This window comes from Pedobacter sp. 01N310 (assembly GCF_056399805.1).
This window is the reverse complement of sequence record NZ_JBFTSB010000001.1, coordinates 460,390-479,803: the sequence shown is the minus strand read 5'-3', so window position 1 is coordinate 479,803 and position 19,414 is coordinate 460,390. Positions and strand designations below refer to the sequence as shown.

Sequence of the window (19,414 nt, the reverse complement as noted above, 5' to 3'; positions counted from 1 at the left end):
GCTTTATCCAAAAACACTTTTAGCTTTGTCAATAGCCTTAACTAAATCGATTCCTTTTCCCAGTACACCTTTAAACAGATCTCCTTCAACTTTCAAACGATCGATGGTATTAAAAATATTAAAATCTTTCATTTTTAAACCCGGTTTAACTTCATCCCAATGCAATGGCATTGATACCGTTGCTCCAATTTTTGGTCGTAAAGAATAAGGCCCGGCTATGGTTGCCCCTGGTCTATTCTGTAAAAAATCGAGGTACATTTTTCCCTTTCGGGCCGCTACCATGCGCTCAAGCGAAGTATATTCTGGTATTTGATTATGCACCAGGTTAACCACTATTTTGGCAAACATCTGGCTTTGCTCATAACTATATTTGGCATTTAAAGGAATGTAAATATGCATTCCGGTTGAACCTGATGTTTTACAATAACTGGGTACATTTATGGCATCTAATACTTTTTTTGTTTCCAGCGCTGCCTCAACCACCTGATCAAAGGTATGTTTATCAGGATCTAAATCAATTACACAGTAATCAGGATTATCGGGACTTTGCACCCGGCTAAACCACGGATTCATTTCTATACAGCCTAAACTCGCCATCCAGAGTAATGAAGCTTCATCTGTTCCAACAAGGTATTCTTTTTTTTCGCCTTCACCATTTTCATAAGGAAAAGTTTCAGCCCAATCTGGTGCTTTCCCTTTAACATCTTTCTGGTAAAAACTACTGCCATGAATTCCGCCCGGAAAGCGGTTAAGCGACTGTGGGCGATCTTTCAGGTAAGGCAAAATGTAATCAGCAACCTGATAATAGTAGTTAAACATATCTCTTTTGGTTACTTTATCTTCGGGCCAATAAATTTTACTCAGATTGGTAAATTTAAGCTCGTGGCCTTTAATTTTCCTTACCTGTGTTTCATCTTTCGGGTTCAACAAAGTTTTAGGTATTTTACTTTTTGGCGCCTTTATTGCCTGTGCATGTGGGTTTTCTTCATTGGTGTCGTCAACAATTTTCTCTGTTGGCACTTCTATTTCTCTTACCACCTCTTTGGCTTTTTTATCTTCACGCATGCCCTGAAAAGACGGATGGCGAAAAACACCATCATCAGTTACTTCTGTAAAAGCGACCTCACATACCAGCTCTGGTTTTAACCAGGTTGCTTTTGCTTTTGGCCGGTTTGGCCTGAAGCGTGAGGGCTCATTTACATCAGGTATACTTTCGAAAGGGCTTTTATCGATAATAATTGGTTTAAACTGCTCCATCATTGTTTTCTGCAATTTATCCGAAAACCCTGTTCCAACCTTACCTACATATTGCAATTTTCCTTTTTCATAAACGCCCAACAGTAAAGAACTAAAAGATTTAGAAGTATCTGCATTTTTGGTAAAACCCGCAATAATCACTTCTTGTCGTTTCTGCACCTTAATTTTCAGCCACTCTTTTGATCTTCGATCTGCTGCATAAGTACTATCTGTTTTTTTAGCGATAATGCCTTCTAAGCCCATTCTCCTTGCCGCATCGAAAAAATCGACACCACTGGCTTTAAAAACCTTACCAAGGCGCACACGGTCGTCATCTGTTGGCAGTATATCGTTCAATATGGCTTGTCGCTGGTAAAGCGGCAGATCCATCAGGTTCTTACCCTCATACCAGAGGATATCGAACACATAAAAAACAAGTTCTCCATCTGCTTCACTTCTCCAATTCTGCAGGGAGCCGAAATTTGATACACCTTTATTATTGAGCACCAAAATCTCACCATCAAATACCGCATTCAATTTCCAGGTTAAAAGCAGATCATAAATGGGGTAAAATTTTTCGTTAAAGGATTTATTATTTCGGGAAAACAAATCAACCTTTCCTTTATTAATAAAAGCTAGGGCACGGTAACCATCCCATTTCACCTCATATTGCCAGTTAGGATCGTCGAAAGGTTCGTCAACCAGGGTAGCTAGCATAGGTTTCACTCCTTTTGGGATGGCTGTTTTGGGAGCTTTCTTTAATATGCTTTTTACATCTATCGCTAGGTCATTGCCCACTGGCATAGTTTCTCTCTTTGCTTTTTGCTTTGGGCTTTTTTTTTCAGTCTTTAAATCCTGCTCCTTTCCTTCTTTCCAGACCTTATCGGATGTTTTTTCCATCTTTTCGATTGTTTTTCCGGAAAGCACAGATTTATCTTCCTTGGTAATGTCTTTTGTAGAAGCATAATCGTCTTTGTGTTTGATCAACAGCCAACCGTTTTCGCCCATGCCATGTGTTTTTACAAGGGCAAACTCTCCATGAAGCTTTTCTCCGTTTAATTTGATTTTTAAAGAACCATCTTTTAACTGGCCTAACAGATGTTTTTCTTGTGCTTTTTTGCCTTTAATCGTTTCTATCGGCTCGTAAGTTCCTTCATCCCATACAATAACGGTTCCGCCACCATATTCGCCCTGTGGAATAATGCCTTCAAAATCTTTGTAATCGTATGGATGATCTTCTACCATCATAGCCAAACGTTTGGTTTTAGGATCGGTTGAAGGCCCTTTCGGTACCGCCCAGCTTTTTAGAACGCCTTCCATTTCGAGCCTGAAATCGTAGTGCAAACGCGAAGCATCATGTTTTTGGATTACAAAATGTAATTTGTTCCTATCGCTGCTTTTACCCGACTTTGGTTCGGTGGTTTTTGAGAAATCGCGCTTGGCAACATACTTTTTCAGACTCATAATCAATATTTTACTTTTTTAAATAATCTTCAACTGCGCGGGCAGAGGTACCAACTGTTTGTACTACGGCTTTCAGCTTATCTTTGCTTACTCCGAATTTGTTAGACCAATAATCTAGTTCATAACCTTCGTTAATGTTGATCCTAGCCCGATCAGCACTACCGTTTTTTTGTTTATCATCCATAACTATTTTTTGATTAGACAGTTATAAAACAGCCGAATAATAAAAAAGGTTTTAACAGCCATTTTTTCAAACGGATATTAAAACCTTAAAAAAATAAAATTTAAAAGTTAATCTACTAGTGCTGTAACCCTCTCTGGTTCTGTTTCTTCTTCATAGACGAGTTTATCGTTTATAGCGATATTGATAACCCTCAACCATACCAAAAAATAAGGAAAACTAATGATGGATAATAATAAATGATGCGCTTTTGCAAAAGTTGGAAAAAGCAGCAAAGGGAAATTGCAGGTGATGAAAAGTAAAATTGGCAACAATACATTTTTTAGCACTTTATTATTTTCGTTTACATACCAAATGCCAACACCAGTTATCGAAATGATAAATGTACAATCTTCTGCTCCAGTACTAAACAGCACAGGAAACAACAATACGGAAGACAGAATCATCAGCTGGAATTTACTTTTCGAAAAATAAGTAATGTACAGAAAAGGCAACATAAACAATAGGTTGCCAAGTGTAAGAAAAACAAAATTTGATACTTTAGGAATATCAAATAGTTGCCTAAAGAAACCCATAATCGAAATATCTTCTCCACCTGAAACATTAATCATATTTTTCCCGATCAGTGAGTTTTTCCAATCGATATAACTTTGCGCAACAAAATGAGGAGAGGCGAACAACATTGGCAATAAGAATATGATGATAGACCACATGATTAACCATAACACAAAAACTGGCTTTTTCCTCGCAAAAAAGAAGAATACTAGCCCCACAATGCCATAAAGCTTAATAAATGTACCCAGCACAATACAAAGCGCAGACCATATCCCTCTACCTTTATTTATTTGCGTATAACTCAATATCATTAAGGCCGCGGCACCGGCATTAAACTGCTGGTTAAGCATCGATTCGATTAAACAGGGAATGGCAATATAACCGATAATCACCTTTTCATCTTCCGTTAGAGGTAAGGTTTGAACCGCTTTAAAGAGCAGGAAACAATTAAACAGGTTCCAAAAAAGTAAACCGATCCAATTATGCATTAATGCAAATGGAGCAATTAATAGACTAAAAATAGGACCATAATGATTGGCATCTTCGTGATAAGCCGGGTACCATGCATAAAGAGATTTTTGCTGAAGAAGATTCCTGAAGGTATTCTCAAAAATAAGGTAGTTATTATACCGGTGTGTTGCCCAAGAATCGATCACAAAAATAAGTGTAATCAATACCCAAAGAAATAATACAAAACGATTGTTCTGATAATATTTTGGGCAATGGGATAAACTTTTAGCGTTGGTTAGAAAATGATCTGGCATTGTAAAAATTACATTACAATACAATAATAAAAATGCTAACTGAGAATTCCTAATGTTTTGTAAGGAAAATGTTACTCTTTTTTGAGCTAAAATAACATTCATAAAAGAATAGACCTAAATCGATTTTTAAGACCAGTTTTGTAATCGGTTTAGGGCAATTAAAGGCTTTCGCCTCGTGATCATTAACAAAAAAGCCTTTGCGCAGCTATATTTGATTATCTATTGGCAAAACTCCAAAACCAAATCAGAATTATCGGTGTTTATATCACATATTAACTAACCAAAAACCAATAAAAAGATGGAATATCAAATTAATTCGATGAATGCCCGGAAAGAGTTTATTGAGATTGCAGATGAACAAGATCGCAATTACTGGGCAGCCAGATTAGGTGTTACAGGTGAAAAACTAAAATCGGTGGTTAAAGCCATCCAGAGTATGGAATTTTCTATTGTGAAAGAATATTTGACCATGGAAAAAATTAAATCCGGTAATGCTTATAAACGCTTTCTTAATCCTTCATAGGTTTAAAGATTAATTTTGGTTTGGTTTAATAAATGCCTGATACAAGCTGTTGATGGCTGCCCTACTGAAATCAGGGAAGCCATCGGTATAGGTAGCGTTTATACCATTTGTAATGATAACGAAGCCAAATTTGTCTTTCGGATTAAAAAACATGGTACTGAATAAACCATAAGCTGAACCGGTATGTCCTTTCAGTTTTACACCCGGGATAAGCTGATCTGCAGTCCTGATGGCCAAGCCATACCCTTCATCATCGGTCAAGGCAGTCTGCATCTTTTTCGCACTCTTTTTAGTGATTATCTTAATACCATTTGATGTGCCATAATTCATGTGCATAATCATATATTTAGCTAAATCACTAGCCGAAATTTTCATCCCACCTGTTGGCGAAAAAACAGGCGTACTATAACCCATTATGTAATTTGCAATTTCTGTTCTTCGTGGCGCATATGCTGTTGGCGACGGTGTATAAGTTTTCGTATCGGCATGATATTCGTATAAATTAACAAAACGCGTGCTATCTAAAGAGTCTACGCAATAACCTGCATAAAGCCCTAAGGGTTTAAGCACATGATTTTTTACATAGTTATCGAAACGCTCACCCGATTTTTTCTCGATGATGGTACCGATCAGGTTAAAATTAAGATTGCAATAATCGAATTTGCTTCCTGGGGCGTATTCATTATAACATTTGGCCCAGTTTGGATTTTTATCCGGATTGATTACATCCAGATTAAGATATCCCTGAGAATCGTTTAAACTTGAAGTATGTGATAAAGCCATTTTTAAGGTAATTCTCTGATCAGGAAATTTCGGATTCCTGATTTTAAAACCCACCAGATCGCCAAAATCATCATCTAAGGAAATTTTACCGGCCTCTACCAGTTGCATAATGGATGTTGCCGAAAAAGACTTCGAAATAGATGCAATTCTGAAAATATCCTGATCAGTTAAAGGCTTTTTATTTTCTATATCTTTTAGTCCAAAAGAGTGGGTATAAATAATCTTACCTTCTTTTACCACAGCCACAGCAGCACCAACCGCATTATATTTATCCATTACAGTTTTAAATTCTGCTTCGGCGTTAGCATTTTGAGCTTTTAATTGCTCAACTACACCAATTATTAAAAAGGTAGTACAAAAATATTTCAGGAATTTTAGTTTCATAAGCTTAGCGGATAAAACCTAAATATAAGGGATGGTGCAAAACAAAATCTGCGCGTAGTGAAAAATTTACTTGGCATCGTTTACTTCTAACCAATGCCCGTCGGGATCTTTGAAATAAATTTGTTTTACGCCATCTACACGCAAGGTAATTCCGCCTTTCTTTCCTGGCCAATCCTCGAAACTGATATTTTTAGCATTCAGCTTCTTTACAAATTCATCAACTGATGGAACACTGAAACACAAATGCCCGTTTTTATCAAAAACCTCATTTCCTTTTGCCCCCTGGATTAAATGCAACTGTCCGGCTGGCCCTAAAGTAAACCAGGTATGGCGGTTATCTTTAAAAGGTTCGGGAATGATTTTAAGGTTAAACACACTTTCGTAAAAAGTTGTTGCTACGCTTAGATCAGCTACATAAACAGCGATATGATTTAAAACAGCAGGTACATTTTCGGGTTTATTTTGCGCCATGGCTTTTTGAAAAATGATAGAAAATAAAATAGTGGTAAACAGGAAGATTTTTTTCATGTTTAAATATCAAACTTATAAAGGAATAATTTTAATAAATTTTTCAATACATTCTTCGACTCCACTTAGGGTAGCAAAACAGCGGGGTATTTATTGAGCAGATTTATTAACCACAGATAAAAAGGATACACACAGATAATTTGTTGCCGTGATTAATGCTCCCATAGCGGAAAGATCCTGAAACAAGTTCAGGAAGACGTTGCGAGAAGAAAAAATCAATGCGTTTAGTTTGCGCTCGTTTCCAGATGAGTGCATAAATAACTAAATGATTTTATCGTTGTAAACGATTGATTATTCTATAAAGATTCTTCGCTCCGCTCAGAATGACAAAAAAAAGGCTGCCCCGGTTTTTGGAACAGCCTTAATAGATTTATAAGGATAATATGAATATGAGAATTATAGCTATTTACTTAATTCCATCCCCCACCGAGGGCGTGATAAATATCTACCACCGCATTTAACTGCTGTTTTTTGGTTTCAATCAATTCTAATTTTGACTGCAAAGCATCACGTTGGGTCATCAATACCTCAAAATAATCAGCCCTTGCAGATTTAAACAAATCGTTAGAAATATCGATCGATTGGGTGAGTGCAGCTACCTGTTTCGATTTCAAATCATAGCTTTTTTGCAGGTTGCTAATCTTTGACATTTGATTGGCCACTTCTATATAACCATTTAAAATTGTTTTTTCGTAATCGTAAACGGCCTGCAACTGTTTTGCATTGGCGGTTAAATACTCAGCTTTAATGGCATTGCGGTTAATTAGTGGTCCTGCTAGATCTCCTGCTAAAGAATAGATTAAAGATTCCGGTGTTCTCAATAAATAAGATGGGTTAAAAGCCTGGTAACCGATAGCGGCAGAAATACCCAATGATGGATAAAACTGTGCTTTAGCTACTTTAACATCCAACTTAGCCGCAGCGAGTTCTAACTCAGCCTGTTTAATATCCGGGCGGTTGGCTAATAACTGCGAAGGTAAACCTGTTTGTACTGTTGGTGGTACCAGATCGGTAAAACTCGATTTATCCCTAACAATGGGCTGAGGAAAACGGCCTAGCAAGAAATTGATCTTATTCTCCGTTTCGGTAATGTTTTGCTGAATATCAAATTCCAGGCTCTTAGAGCTTAAAACCTCAGCTTCAAATTTACGCACTGCAAGTTCGTTAACCCTACTGGCCTGTTTCTGAATTTTCATCAGTTCTAAGGCATTTTTCTGCAGCTCAATGTTTTTTTTCACTGTCTCTAACTGATTATCTGCAGCTAGCAATTCGTAATATGAATTTGCAACCTCAGCTATCAAATTGGTGACTACGAAATTTTTGCCTTCAACCGTTGCTAAATAATGACTTATGGCTCCTTTCTTGGCGTTGCGCAATTTGTGCCAGATATCGGCTTCCCAGTTGGCCTGTAAACCGAAATGATAATCGGGCAATACCTCAGGCACTTCTTTACCTGGTGTAATTTCTGTAGAAGCATCGCCAGCACCCGAACTGGTGTAGCGACCAACTTTATCAAAACCTGCACCAACGCCATAGGTTACACTTGGTAAAAGTTCCCCCTTTTTGGCTTTGATTTCGTTTTTAGCAATCTCGATATCCTGCAAGGTGATATTCAGCTCCTGGTTATTTTTTAATGCGGTATCGATCAGGTTTACCAGATTTGGATCGGTAAAAAACTTACGCCATTGTATACTGGCCGTACTTACGGTATCCTGCGTGCCAATAAAGGCTGTAGGAACACTTTTATTTTCGGCGCGTTGAGCCACTTCTGGCAATTTACATGCGGTATATGCAGCACATATCAGTACTAAACCAAGGCCTTTATAAATATTTTTCTTAAACATTATCTTCTACTTCTTCAGTTAATGGATGTTCTTCTTCAATTTTAATCAGCTTGTGTCTGGCAGCTATTGTTCCAAATACATAATACAATCCCGGGATAATAACTACCCCGAAAATGGTACCAAAAAGCATACCCCCGGCAGCAGCCGAGCCAATGGTCCTGTTACCGATTTTCCCAGGCCCTGATGCAATCATCAATGGAATTAAACCTGCAATAAAGGCAAAAGAGGTCATTAAAATCGGACGAAAACGTACACTTGCACCTTCCATTGCGGCTTTTAATACCGTTGCACCCTGGGCATGCCGCTGTGCAGCGAATTCAACAATCAATACCGCGTTCTTACCGAGTAAACCAATCAGCATTACCATCGCAACCTGTGCATAAATGTTGTTTTCCAATCCTAATAATTTTAAGAACAGGAAAGCGCCAAAAATACCCGCTGGTAAAGAAAGGATAACTGAAAGTGGCAAAATGAAGCTTTCGTATTGGGCTGCCAGAACCAGATAAACGAAGCCCAAGCAGATCAGGAAGATATAAATGGCTTCGTTACCCCTTGATACTTCATCTTTAGATATACCAGCCCAATCGATACCAAATCCCCTTGGAAGTGATTTCTTGGCCACTTCGGTAATGGCCTTGATGGCTTCACCAGAACTATAACCCGGAGCAGATTGCCCGCTGATCTCAGAAGCATTATACATATTGTGTCTGGTAATTTCGGATAAGCCATACACTTTACGCATTTTAATAAAAGCCGAGAAAGGCACCATTTCATCACGATCGTTTTTAACCGAGAGTTTTAAAATATCTTCTGGCAAAGCCCTGTACTGAGGCAATGCCTGTACAATTACTTTATATTGATGGTCGTATTTAATAAAACTGGTTTCGTAATTACTACCTACAAAAGTCGACAGTGTATTCATCGCATTATCAATACTCACTCCTTTTTGTTGCGCAATATCATTGTCAACATCTAACATGTACTGAGGAAAACTCGCACTGTAAAAAGTAAATACAGATGATAGCTCTTTACGTCTGTTCAGCTCTTTTACAAAATCGTTGGCCACGGTTTCCATTTTTTTGTAATCGCCACTACCTGCTTTATCCAGTAAACGAAGCTCGAAACCTCCCGCAGCACCATAACCCGGAACGGCTGGTGGCTGGAAAAATTCGATAGTTGCACCTGGAATAGATTTCGATTTCTCTTCAAGCTCTTTAATAATCTCTACTGCCGAATGTTTACGTTCGCTCCAATCTTTCAGGTTGATTAAACAGGTACCCGAGTTCGATCCCGTACCTTCAGTAAGAATCTCATATCCTGCCAAAGATGAAACCGACTTTACGCCATCAATATCTTCGCACATTTTCTGCAGTTTCTCTGAAATCTGGTCGGTACGTTCTAAAGTGGATCCTGGAGGCGTTTGGATAATGGCATAAACCATTCCCTGATCTTCGTTCGGAATAAAACCTGATGGTACACTTCCGCTCAATCCCCAAACACCCAAACAAAATGCAATCAATATACCGAAGGTTAAGATCTTACGACTTACCATTTTGGTTAAAACAAATTCGTATTTCCCCGAAAGTTTGGCAAAACCATTGTTAAAACCATCTAAAAAGCGATCAATAATGGTTTTCTTTTTCTTCGATCCATGGTTATTCTTTAACATGATGGCACACAATGCAGGGGTAAGTGTTAACGCCACAATACCCGAAAGGATAATTGCCGTTGCCATGGTGATCGAGAACTGACGGTAGAAAATACCTACTGGCCCCGACATAAAAGCTACCGGAATAAATACCGATGCCATTAAAAAGGTAATAGCGATAATTGCGCCGCCAATTTCTTTCATGGCCTGCTGGGTAGCCTTCAGTACCGAAAGTTTCCGATCGTGTTCCATCTTGGCATGTACCGCTTCAATTACTACAATGGCATCATCTACCACTACCCCAATGGCCAATACTAAGGCGAACAAGGTAATCAGATTGAGTGTAATACCAAAAAACTGCATAAACACAAAGGTTCCGATTAAGGATACCGGTACAGCAATTGCCGGGATGAGGGTTGAACGCCAATCGCCGAGGAACAGGAATACCACTAAACCCACCAAGATAAAGGCTTCGACAAGGGTGTGGATTACTTTTTCAATAGAGGCATCGAGGAATTTAGAAACGTCGTAACTTACTTCATAATCTAAACCTTTAGGAAATGAGCTCGATTTGATCTCGGCCATTTTCGCTTTTACATCTTTAATTACCTGACTGGCATTACTTCCGTAAGATTGTTTCAATACGATAGCTGCAGAAGCCTTTCCATTTAACGTAGAATATAAATTGTAAGCTGAAGCACTAAAATCTACATCGGCAACATCTTTTAAACGAAGTAATTCGCCGTTAGCACTTGCTCTTAGTACTACATTTTCGTATCCTTCTTTCGTACTAAAGCGTCCGGAATATTTTAACACATACTCAAAAGCCTGAGAGCGTTTACCAGAACTCTCACCGGTTTTACCTGGAGAGGCTTCTAAACTTTGCTCATCAAGTGCTTTCATCACTTCATCCACTGAGATTTTATAAGCCTGCATACGGTCGGGTTTAAGCCAGATCCGCATGGCATAATCCCTATCACCCAAAATATCGGCAAAACCTACACCATCAACCCTTTTCAACTCTGAAAGCAAGTTGATATCGGCATAATTGTACAGAAAATTCTGGTTCATCTTAGGGTCTTTACTATACAAGTTGATGTACATCAACATGTTAGACTCTTCGCGAGTGATTTTAACCCCCTCACGAACCACTAAAGGAGGAAGTTTATTGGTAACAGCAGCTACACGGTTCTGTACGTTAAGCGAAGCCTGGTTGGGATCGGTACCTAAATTAAATACGACCTGAATGGAAGCTTCACCATCATTACCGGCATCAGAGGCAATATATTTCATGCCTGGTACACCGTTAAGGGCACGTTCTAGCGGAATAACCACCGATTTGATCAATAACTCATTATTTGCACCTGGATACTCTGCCGTAATATTAACTTTAGGTGGTGAAATAGAGGGGAATTGTGTAACGGGTAGGTAGCTGATGGCCAACACCCCAAGAAACACAATGATAAGCGATATTACTATAGAAAGGACTGGCCTTTGTATGAATTTACTAAACATAAAATAAGTATGGAGGGTGGTAGATTATTCAGTTTTCAATCTTAATTGTTTCATCACTTCCTGAGGCTGTTGGAATTTGAAGGTAATTTTATCATCGTCTTTTACTTTCTGCACTCCTTCAAGCAATATTTTATCACCCGTGGTGATGCCATCGCCAATGATGTACAAATCTGGCACCTCGCCTGCAATGGTGATGGCTCTGGAATGTACTTTGTTATTTTTATCGATTACAAAAACATAAGTTTTATCCTGAATATCATAAGTGGCTTTCTGTGGGATTACTAAAGCATTTTTTAAAGGAACAACCATCTGGATTTTGCCCGTTTCTCCGTTTCTCAGTAAGTTATCAGAATTGTTAAACCTGGCTCTAAAAGCAATGTTTCCTGTCTCATTATCAAATTCGCTTTCGATCACTTCAACCTTACCTTTCGATTTCAGCAACTCGTTATTCGCCAATAACAGGCTAACTTCTTGCTGGCCTTTTGCCTTTGCGGTACTTTGATAGTTCAGGTATTCAGGTTCAGACACATTGAAATACGCAAAAACCTGACTATTATCTGAAAGACTGGTTAATAAAGCACCTTCATCAACCAAACTACCCAGTTTTAATGGAATACGGTCGATTGTACCATCAAAAGGTGCCCTGATTTCGGTATTGGATAAATGAAATTTGGCCAAAGAGGTTTCGGCATTTGCTGATTGCAGTTTGGCTTTAGCCATGGCCAGCTCGTTTTTAGAAACGATATTTTTATCAGAAAGTAATCTGGTGTTTTCAAGCTCAATTTCTGCAGATTTAGTTTCGGCTTGTGCTTTTAACAACTCAGATTGTGCTGCTTTAGGCATAATCTTAAACAACAGTTGACCAGCTTTTACACGCTGACCTTCATCTACATAAATATTTTGGAGATAGCCTTTTTCCTGTGCCCTAACCTCGATATTCCTCACAGATTTAATCTGTGAAACATATTCCTTGGTAAACGAAGTATCCATTCTTAACGGTGTGGTTACCGCATAAGTAGTTACTTCTTCTTTTTCTTCTTTTTTCGTGGTACAACCCGTTACGTAAAGCAAAGTACATAAGCCTAAGCACATGACAACTCTTTTCATCTTTTTTTGTTAAATGGTTTTAATCTGATTTATTTTTTTCTCTAATTAGTCTCCCTTGGCAACCAATTTATGATAAGAAGCAGTCTACAACTGATGTGCAGATACTTAATTGACTTCAATAAATTATGGTTACGCAATGATTTAATTCGAAAGCGAAATAAATACAGATTTATGAAGTTATAATGAAGTTGAACTTCAGGTTTGGATTGAGAAATTGTGTTTTAGTGAAGCAAAAGATGATTTTTCACAACAAACAGATCATTTAGCTCCGCTTTTTGAACGAATTACCAGTAAGGAGCTAGAATTAGATGAAGAAATGACGATTTCTAATAAAAAAAACTCCGTTCTATGCATTTGCCAGTTATTTTCAGAATGAGGTATAAATAGGATTTATTGACGACAAACTAACATAAAGTTAACCAAGAACATCGTTTTAAGTGGAGTTAAAGAAAATTAGACATATAACCGCGCTTGTCATCCTAAGCTTGTCGAAGGATCCTCGCAATTATTTTTTTTCAAAGAAAGCCCGAAATATTCTCCTGAGTTTAATCACCCTGAAGGATAATTTCCACGTGCAGTCAGATGTTACCATCTGACTATCGACTATTAAAAAAGGGAATATCTAGAATATATGTTTTTAGTGTCAGTTGGCAACAACTGACACCACAATTATTCATGTTATCCAAAGATCTCTCCACTCCGAGTTGCTCCGGTCGAGATAACGCCGAATTTCAGTATCTGTCAATTGTAGTAGAGAGGAAGGATTTTTTAAGCCTGTAAACAATAGGCTATTTAAAATAGTCTTTGCCTTGATATCTTAATTACCTTAATTCCTTAATGATCTGTAAGATGCTAACGAAAATCACTTATTAAAATAGCCCTTAATTACCGAGAAAACATAAATCAAAATTACCCAGCCTACTATAACAAATTTTGGCCATGCAATAAAATCTGTTCGCCAAAATTCAGCCATATTTCCCGGGTGATGGAAACTGTGTAATAGCCTGATATTTTCAATTACATCCAGTGAGCCGATTAAAAATGCCAGAAATAAATTAAGCCGTAGCAATTCGTTTAGCCAACTTGTTTTTTCTCTTTGCATTTGCGAATTAGATAGCGTCATGATGAGCACTACATATACCAAAATAAACAGAAAATCGAGGTGTGTATTCTTTTGGGCAATGTTTAAAAGTGTCTGGTCACCATAAAGTGTATCGCTCCAAAGCGCAATAATTTCTACTCCTGCATCTTTATTGGCGAGTTCTAAATTGACGATTCCTTTTCCGCTGAAGTGCTGAAGTACTTTTCCCTGAAAGGACATTGCACCACAAACAATGATAAATACTAGAATCAATATCTTTTTCATTTCTGCCCTCCATCCTGTTGTTTTACAACTGCTATAACTGCACTTCCATTTTTATTTGGGTTGTTAATACAGTGAATAAAGGCTGCTGCTGTTTTTTTGAAATGTTGGGGCAATGGATGCAATTCATCCGTCCAACCATTTTTACCAACTGACCCTCTTGAATCGATATGGAATACCCTATTCTCCCCTAACATTTCACTAAAAATGCGACCGATATCAATCATCATTTCGTTAAAGAGGTAAATCATGGCATAAACAATTTTGCGCTGATCTTCGGGATCGTATATGCCCCTGAGCTGCAAGGGCGTTTTTAACCATCCTCCATGGCCGAGAAAAGTTCGCGCAAACAGCCGGTACCATTTGAGTGGATTATATCCTGCTATCTTCTTATCGCTTGGTATGGCGTAATCGTAACCTTGCGTAATAATCTGTATCCCTGGAAACTTACCATTTTCTCCCTCACCGCCAGTGAGAATCCCATTTATAATAAAATAATATTGGAGCTGAAAAAAGGCCAGTAAAGCATAAAAATCTTTGGATATGAACTGGGTACCACGTTTAAAATCTTCTGGGTTATCGGGTGGATTAGCAGCGCTTTGATAAAGGTATTTCGCAAATGCACTATTTTCAAATTCGTTAGAGTCTCCTTTATGTGTAACCATGGCTGCTATTCTCCGGTTTCCAACCAGGTCGTTTCCTCCCCCGCTAATGATAAATACATCCGGTTGAAGTGTAGAAAGCTGTTCGACATATTTTTTGGCACTAAGCATGTTCATCAGCCAATCGCCACCAGAAGCCAGGCTATAAACGGCCATATTCTCTTCCATAGCAATCCAGTCGATCACATCGCTTAAAAGAATAGGATAATTGAACCACGAATCGCCCTCTACTACCACTACCCTGTTTTTAAGACCGTTGTGCTTAGCCGTATGTTTCCGGAAATTATTTTTTACCTTTTTTATAAAACGGGTATTGCGCTGGCTGTTTTTTAATGCATCTACTTTAGCCATAACAGGCGCTAATGCTGCTATTTTTCGTACCTGCTCCAGGTTAAGGTCGTAGATATGCTGAATAATTTCAGAAAGATCGAATTCATTAATTTCAGGCCTCAGTTCAATAAGTTCGCTAACCGAGATATTGTTATTGAGCAGTTTGTCGATAAGACATTTCTTTATAGCAGGATCCACGGCTTTTCGATCGTTGTATATCATTTTCTGTTTATTAAAATATATGTTTAGCAAGGGACATACTGATATAATAGTAAATCAATCATAAAACACTGCATCCTACTGAAAAATAAACAGATAACTGTTATTAAATATGTAAATATAACACAACGCCATAGAGATTCCAATACTGATTATTGGGTATACTTACTTATTGTACCTAAAATAAATATTGCACCGAATCGGTTAAGGTTTAAAACATCTTCCTTAACATTTAGGCAACAGTAAACTTACATTAAAGGATTACCTTCGCTAACACAAAACCAGCCTTTCTATGTTTCAATAAATAGATTAAAGCGGTACAATATGGAGAACGAAATACAATCTGACAGGGATATCCAATGCGAGTTCCTAAATATTTTTAAATTTATATGGGCAGCTTGCGGAATAACGCCCTTAGGCGAAACGCCGAGCACTCCTGAGTCAGAGAATGTAAATCCTTAATCAATCATAGCGTATCGGCATTGAGCTAATTGCCCCTAACTTTAGTGCGTGCCATTATTCGGTCACATCATTTTTGCCAGATTACCCAATTGTTTCAGTTTAAATTTAAGCTCATCCGACCATGGAAGGCCGATACATAGGCGGATACAGTTCTGATATTGATCTTGTAACGTAAACATCGGGCCCGGGGCAATGCTGATTTTTTGTTTCATTGCCAGTTCATAGAGTTTTACAGCATCAACTTCTTTATTAAATTCTATCCATATGGCCAGCCCACCTTGCGGCCGGGTTGTTTTTGTACCCTCTGGAAAATATTCGGTAACCGCATCGATAAAATGCTGATAATTCTGCTGTAAGGTACGACGGAGCTGATGCAAATGGCGATCATACCGACCAGTTTTTAGAAAATTGCCAACGGCCTCATGAATAACAGAAGTTGAAGCAAGGGCATGTACAAGCTTTAATTTAAGTAATTTTTCTTTATACTTTCCAGGAGCTACCCAACCTACGCGGTATCCAGGTGCCAAAGTTTTCGAAACTGCACTACACCAAAGCACATTACCTTCTGTATCAAATGATTTACAACATCTTGGTCGTTGGGTGCCGAAATAAAGATCACCATAAATATCATCTTCAATAAGCGGAATATCATTTGCAGCCAAAAGCTGAACAACTTCTTTTTTATGCGCATCGGGCATGCAACTACCCAAGGGTGTATTAAAATTGGGAATTAACAGGCAAATATCAATTTTCGACACCACTTTCCTAAGTGCATCTATCTCAATGCCCGTAACCGGATGCGTGGGCAATTCGAGTACTTTTAAACCTAAACTGATTACCAACTGGAGAATTCCGGGATAACATGGACTTTCTATGGCCACCGTATCGCCAGGTTTGCCTAAAGCCATCAGGCAAAAAGACAATGCATTCACTCCACCGGCAGTAGTAATCAGGTCATCTTCATGAAGGTTTCCTCCCCAACCTAACGATCGTACTGCAACCATTCTGCGTAATTTAACATTGCCCTGAAGCGGTTCATATTCTGTTCCCCCTTCTTTAAGCGCCCGCGTAGCATAAAGTATCTCCTTTTTGAGTTTTGCCAATGGTAACAGGCTGCCTGATGGCACACCAATTGAAAAAAGGGTTAAATCATCGCGACCAATGCTAGAATACACCTGGCTACTCAGTTCGCTCGGCTCATGATGATTTGCAATTAGTGAAGGTTTACTAACTGCAGGTAATGGAAGTCGTTCTACCCTACGGTTGCTTACAAAGAAACCAGATTGTGGTTTGGCCTCGACCAACGATTGTGCTTCCAGTTCCAAAAACACACGTTTTGCCGTATTCATGCCTACCGCATATTCTTTGCAGAGCATACGAACAGAAGGAAGTTTATCTCCCGATCGCAGAATGCCGTCTCTAATCTGTGCGGCGATTCCGCTTGCTATTTCATTGTACCTGTAAACTTTCTCCATAATCAACAAACTGTATCCATACAAATATACAAAACTGATACTGTATTTATCGCTTTTAGCTTTGCACCTTTGATTTAAGAAATGAAAAGACATGAAAGAAACAGGAACTGAACTAAACAGAGCGCATATTTCGAGTGGTTGGCGTAACGGATTTATCGCCGTACTTATCTTTAGCGGCTCTATGCCAGCCACAAGATTAGCGGTAATGGATATGAGCCCTGTTTTTGTAACCGTTGCCCGTGCCACTATAGCTGCACTGCTCGCAATGGGGGTATTAATTGCATTTAAAGAAAAACGACCCTCGACCAAACATTTAATCTCGCTAGGAATTGTAGCATTGGGTGTAGTAGTCGGCTTTCCTTTGTTAAGTGCTCTTGCTTTGCAACACATCACCTCAGCACATTCTTTGGTATTCTTAGGCCTTTTGCCTATGGTTACAGCCGCTTTTGCCGTTTTACGAGGAGGCGAACGTCCTAAGCCCATATTCTGGCTTTTCTCAATTGCAGGCAGCTTTCTGGTGATTGGCTACGCCATTTATCAGGGAATTAACGCCGCGCCAACCGGGGATATTTTAATGTTACTGGCAATTGTACTATGCGGGCTTGGCTACGCAGAAGGTGCAAAACTATCTAAAACATTGGGTGGTTGGCAGGTAATCTCCTGGGCACTTGTGCTCTCGCTCCCACTCATGTTACCTTTAATGTTCATTTATCAACCAGCTTCATTTGCTGAAGTGGGTAGCGCTGCCTGGCTGAGCCTTGCTTATATTTCGCTCTTTAGCATGTTCATCGGGTTTATTTTCTGGTACAGAGGGCTTGCACAAGGTGGAACCGCAGCAGTTGGACAGCTCCAGCTCCTACAGCCCTTTTTTGGATTGGCACTTGCCACTACCCTGCTCCATGAAAAAGTAAGTATGGGTATGCTAGCCATTACGATGGGCGTAATCCTTTGCGTTGCGGGCTCAAAAAAGTTTGCTAAATAACCATAATCCACCCTCAAAAACACAATAAAATGTTGATATCCAATAGTTTTAAGTTTGATAACCAAAGTGAGCAAATTACCTTTATGAAGAGATATAGCTTTGCCACTATAATTACCAGCTACAATAATTTACCCATAGCCACTCAGTTACCTTTCGTTGTAAATGAGGTAAATGGAAAGGTATTGATTAGCGGTCACTTTGCGCAAGCCAATGAACAGGTGAAATATATTGAGCAGTATACATCGCTTATTATATTTACCGAGCCACACGCTTATATCTCTCCCAGCCATTACGAAAAACACGAAAGTGTACCCACATGGGATTATATTAGCGTGCATGCTTATGGGAAAGCCAATATTATTAGCGATGAAGAAGCTAAAGAACAAGCACTAAAAGAAATGATTCTGTATTATGAAAAAGAATATCTCTTACAATGGGATAGTCTTTCAGAAAAGTTTAAACAAGGTATGATGCGGGGAATTGTAGCTTTCGAAATAGAAGTAAGCAATCTTCAGGGAAAGAAAAAACTAAGCCAGAACAAATCGGAACAGGAACGAAAAAACATTGTATCGCACCTCGAAAACAGCAACAGCGCTGTAGAAAGAGAACTCGCTCCATTCATTAAAAACCTAAAGCCATAACCATGCAGATAGAAAATAGTACGATACATGATATAACAGAAATCTTCCGCTTATATGAAATTGCAACCGATTTCCAGAAAACGAAATATAGCGTTCATTGGCCCAAGTTTGAACTCCCGTTGATTGAAACAGAGATTAAGGAAAACAGGCAATGGAAAATAATTATTAATGGGCAGGTAGCCTGTATTTGGGCAACTACTTTTAGCGACCCTCAGATATGGGAAGAAAAGAACCTCGACCCTGCCATTTACATTCACCGCATTGCTACAAATCCTGATTTCAGGGGGCAAAACCTGGTGGGTACAATTATAAACTGGGCAAAAGAATATGCCAAAGCAAATGGTAAACGTTTTGTTAGATTAGATACCGTTGGTGAAAACAAGGGATTGATTCGGCATTACCAAAAATTTGGATTTGATTTTTTGGGGCTATACGAACTAAGCAATACTAATCAGCTTCCGGCACATTATCATCATAAACCAGTTAGTTTATTCGAGATGCAAATTTAATACTGAATATAGCGTTAAGAGGTTGTATCACAAATATAGATTTGTCATCCTGAGCTGGTCGAAGGACCCGTTAAATATTCTTTAAGGTGTTTCGACAAGCTCAACATGACATCATCTGAGGTGAAATTTGCCTTTATGATACAACCTCTTGTATGTGGCAATCGTTTAAAGGATATTTCAGCACTTGCCTTAGGCTACACCTTATAACGGAAATTATGTGCCCGATGATGTTATCCATG

General features: G+C 38.7%; 15 protein-coding genes. 4 read left to right on the top strand and 11 right to left on the bottom strand.

Annotated features, from left to right (window positions below; translation table 11 throughout):
• Positions 1 to 3 precede the first annotated feature (3 nt).
• The 3 genes from ligD to AC1DNH_RS01625 form a co-directional block, all read right to left on the bottom strand.
• A complete protein-coding gene (gene ligD, locus AC1DNH_RS01635; protein WP_477625101.1) occupies positions 4 to 2,700 on the bottom strand; it encodes a DNA ligase D in 2,697 nt (898 codons plus the stop codon).
• 10 nt (positions 2,701 to 2,710) lie between these two features.
• Positions 2,711 to 2,884, bottom strand: a complete 174-nt coding sequence (locus tag AC1DNH_RS01630) for a DUF3606 domain-containing protein (protein WP_215127755.1) — start codon at positions 2,882 to 2,884, stop codon at positions 2,711 to 2,713.
• A gap of 107 nt (positions 2,885 to 2,991) precedes the next feature.
• A complete protein-coding gene (locus AC1DNH_RS01625; RefSeq protein WP_477585238.1) occupies positions 2,992 to 4,200 on the bottom strand; it encodes a glycosyltransferase family 87 protein in 1,209 nt (402 codons plus the stop codon).
• Between the two features lie 298 nt (positions 4,201 to 4,498).
• On the opposite strand from AC1DNH_RS01625, the gene AC1DNH_RS01620 reads away from it, so the two are divergent.
• Positions 4,499 to 4,723 (top strand): DUF3606 domain-containing protein, encoded by a 225-nt coding sequence (locus AC1DNH_RS01620; protein WP_029280094.1) that lies wholly within the window; start codon positions 4,499 to 4,501, stop codon positions 4,721 to 4,723.
• Between the two features lie 9 nt (positions 4,724 to 4,732).
• Here AC1DNH_RS01620 and AC1DNH_RS01615 read toward each other — a convergent pair whose 3' ends face one another.
• The 8 genes from AC1DNH_RS01615 to AC1DNH_RS01580 all read right to left on the bottom strand — a co-directional run bounded on the left by AC1DNH_RS01615 (position 4,733) and on the right by AC1DNH_RS01580 (position 17,043).
• Entirely contained in the window at positions 4,733 to 5,890 is a 1,158-nt protein-coding gene (locus tag AC1DNH_RS01615; RefSeq protein WP_477610778.1) for a serine hydrolase domain-containing protein, read from the bottom strand.
• Between the two features lie 66 nt (positions 5,891 to 5,956).
• Positions 5,957 to 6,418 (bottom strand): VOC family protein, encoded by a 462-nt coding sequence (locus AC1DNH_RS01610; protein WP_029280098.1) that lies wholly within the window; start codon positions 6,416 to 6,418, stop codon positions 5,957 to 5,959.
• A gap of 410 nt (positions 6,419 to 6,828) precedes the next feature.
• The gene (locus tag AC1DNH_RS01605) at positions 6,829 to 8,262 is read right to left on the bottom strand and encodes a TolC family protein (protein WP_477625100.1); all 1,434 of its coding nucleotides are present in this window, start codon (positions 8,260 to 8,262) and stop codon (positions 6,829 to 6,831) included.
• Complete coding sequence (locus tag AC1DNH_RS01600; protein WP_477582551.1) at positions 8,255 to 11,425, bottom strand: efflux RND transporter permease subunit; 3,171 nt, start codon at positions 11,423 to 11,425, stop codon at positions 8,255 to 8,257. The genes AC1DNH_RS01605 and AC1DNH_RS01600 overlap by 8 nt, the downstream gene beginning before the upstream one ends.
• Positions 11,426 to 11,449: 24 nt before the next feature.
• Complete coding sequence (locus AC1DNH_RS01595) at positions 11,450 to 12,532, bottom strand: efflux RND transporter periplasmic adaptor subunit (protein WP_477582549.1); 1,083 nt, start codon at positions 12,530 to 12,532, stop codon at positions 11,450 to 11,452.
• 862 nt (positions 12,533 to 13,394) lie between these two features.
• Entirely contained in the window at positions 13,395 to 13,898 is a 504-nt protein-coding gene (locus AC1DNH_RS01590; RefSeq protein ID WP_477585413.1) for a hypothetical protein, read from the bottom strand.
• A complete protein-coding gene (locus tag AC1DNH_RS01585; protein WP_477585415.1) occupies positions 13,895 to 15,109 on the bottom strand; it encodes a hypothetical protein in 1,215 nt (404 codons plus the stop codon). Before AC1DNH_RS01585 ends, AC1DNH_RS01590 begins: the two co-directional genes overlap by 4 nt.
• A 521-nt stretch (positions 15,110 to 15,630) precedes the next feature.
• On the bottom strand, positions 15,631 to 17,043 hold the full coding sequence (locus AC1DNH_RS01580) for an aminotransferase-like domain-containing protein (protein ID WP_477609624.1): 1,413 nt from the start codon (positions 17,041 to 17,043) through the stop codon (positions 15,631 to 15,633).
• A gap of 91 nt (positions 17,044 to 17,134) precedes the next feature.
• Between AC1DNH_RS01580 and AC1DNH_RS01575 the strand changes: the two genes are divergently transcribed.
• Genes AC1DNH_RS01575 through AC1DNH_RS01565 form a run of 3 tightly spaced genes read left to right on the top strand, consistent with a single transcriptional unit; the run spans position 17,135 to position 19,175 of the window.
• A complete protein-coding gene (locus AC1DNH_RS01575; RefSeq protein WP_477609626.1) occupies positions 17,135 to 18,025 on the top strand; it encodes a DMT family transporter in 891 nt (296 codons plus the stop codon).
• A 29-nt stretch (positions 18,026 to 18,054) separates the two neighbouring features.
• Positions 18,055 to 18,666, top strand: coding sequence for an FMN-binding negative transcriptional regulator (locus AC1DNH_RS01570; protein WP_477583050.1), 612 nt, complete (start codon positions 18,055 to 18,057; stop codon positions 18,664 to 18,666).
• 2 nt (positions 18,667 to 18,668) lie between these two features.
• The gene (locus AC1DNH_RS01565; RefSeq protein ID WP_477609628.1) at positions 18,669 to 19,175 is read left to right on the top strand and encodes a GNAT family N-acetyltransferase; all 507 of its coding nucleotides are present in this window, start codon (positions 18,669 to 18,671) and stop codon (positions 19,173 to 19,175) included.
• Positions 19,176 to 19,414 lie beyond the last annotated feature (239 nt).

Bases quoted from the DNA above. Each gene is read 5' to 3' on its own strand.
- ligD (WP_477625101.1), bottom strand. From the start codon at position 2,700: ATGAGTCTGAAAAAGTATGTTGCCAAGCGCGATTTCTCAAAAACCACC.
- AC1DNH_RS01630 (WP_215127755.1), bottom strand. From the start codon at position 2,884: ATGGATGATAAACAAAAAAACGGTAGTGCTGATCGGGCTAGGATCAAC.
- AC1DNH_RS01625 (WP_477585238.1), bottom strand. From the start codon at position 4,200: ATGCCAGATCATTTTCTAACCAACGCTAAAAGTTTATCCCATTGCCCA.
- AC1DNH_RS01620 (WP_029280094.1), top strand. From the start codon at position 4,499: ATGGAATATCAAATTAATTCGATGAATGCCCGGAAAGAGTTTATTGAG.
- AC1DNH_RS01615 (WP_477610778.1), bottom strand. From the start codon at position 5,890: ATGAAACTAAAATTCCTGAAATATTTTTGTACTACCTTTTTAATAATT.
- AC1DNH_RS01610 (WP_029280098.1), bottom strand. From the start codon at position 6,418: ATGAAAAAAATCTTCCTGTTTACCACTATTTTATTTTCTATCATTTTT.
- AC1DNH_RS01605 (WP_477625100.1), bottom strand. From the start codon at position 8,262: ATGTTTAAGAAAAATATTTATAAAGGCCTTGGTTTAGTACTGATATGT.
- AC1DNH_RS01600 (WP_477582551.1), bottom strand. From the start codon at position 11,425: ATGTTTAGTAAATTCATACAAAGGCCAGTCCTTTCTATAGTAATATCG.
- AC1DNH_RS01595 (WP_477582549.1), bottom strand. From the start codon at position 12,532: ATGAAAAGAGTTGTCATGTGCTTAGGCTTATGTACTTTGCTTTACGTA.
- AC1DNH_RS01590 (WP_477585413.1), bottom strand. From the start codon at position 13,898: ATGAAAAAGATATTGATTCTAGTATTTATCATTGTTTGTGGTGCAATG.
- AC1DNH_RS01585 (WP_477585415.1), bottom strand. From the start codon at position 15,109: ATGATATACAACGATCGAAAAGCCGTGGATCCTGCTATAAAGAAATGT.
- AC1DNH_RS01580 (WP_477609624.1), bottom strand. From the start codon at position 17,043: ATGGAGAAAGTTTACAGGTACAATGAAATAGCAAGCGGAATCGCCGCA.
- AC1DNH_RS01575 (WP_477609626.1), top strand. From the start codon at position 17,135: ATGAAAGAAACAGGAACTGAACTAAACAGAGCGCATATTTCGAGTGGT.
- AC1DNH_RS01570 (WP_477583050.1), top strand. From the start codon at position 18,055: ATGTTGATATCCAATAGTTTTAAGTTTGATAACCAAAGTGAGCAAATT.
- AC1DNH_RS01565 (WP_477609628.1), top strand. From the start codon at position 18,669: ATGCAGATAGAAAATAGTACGATACATGATATAACAGAAATCTTCCGC.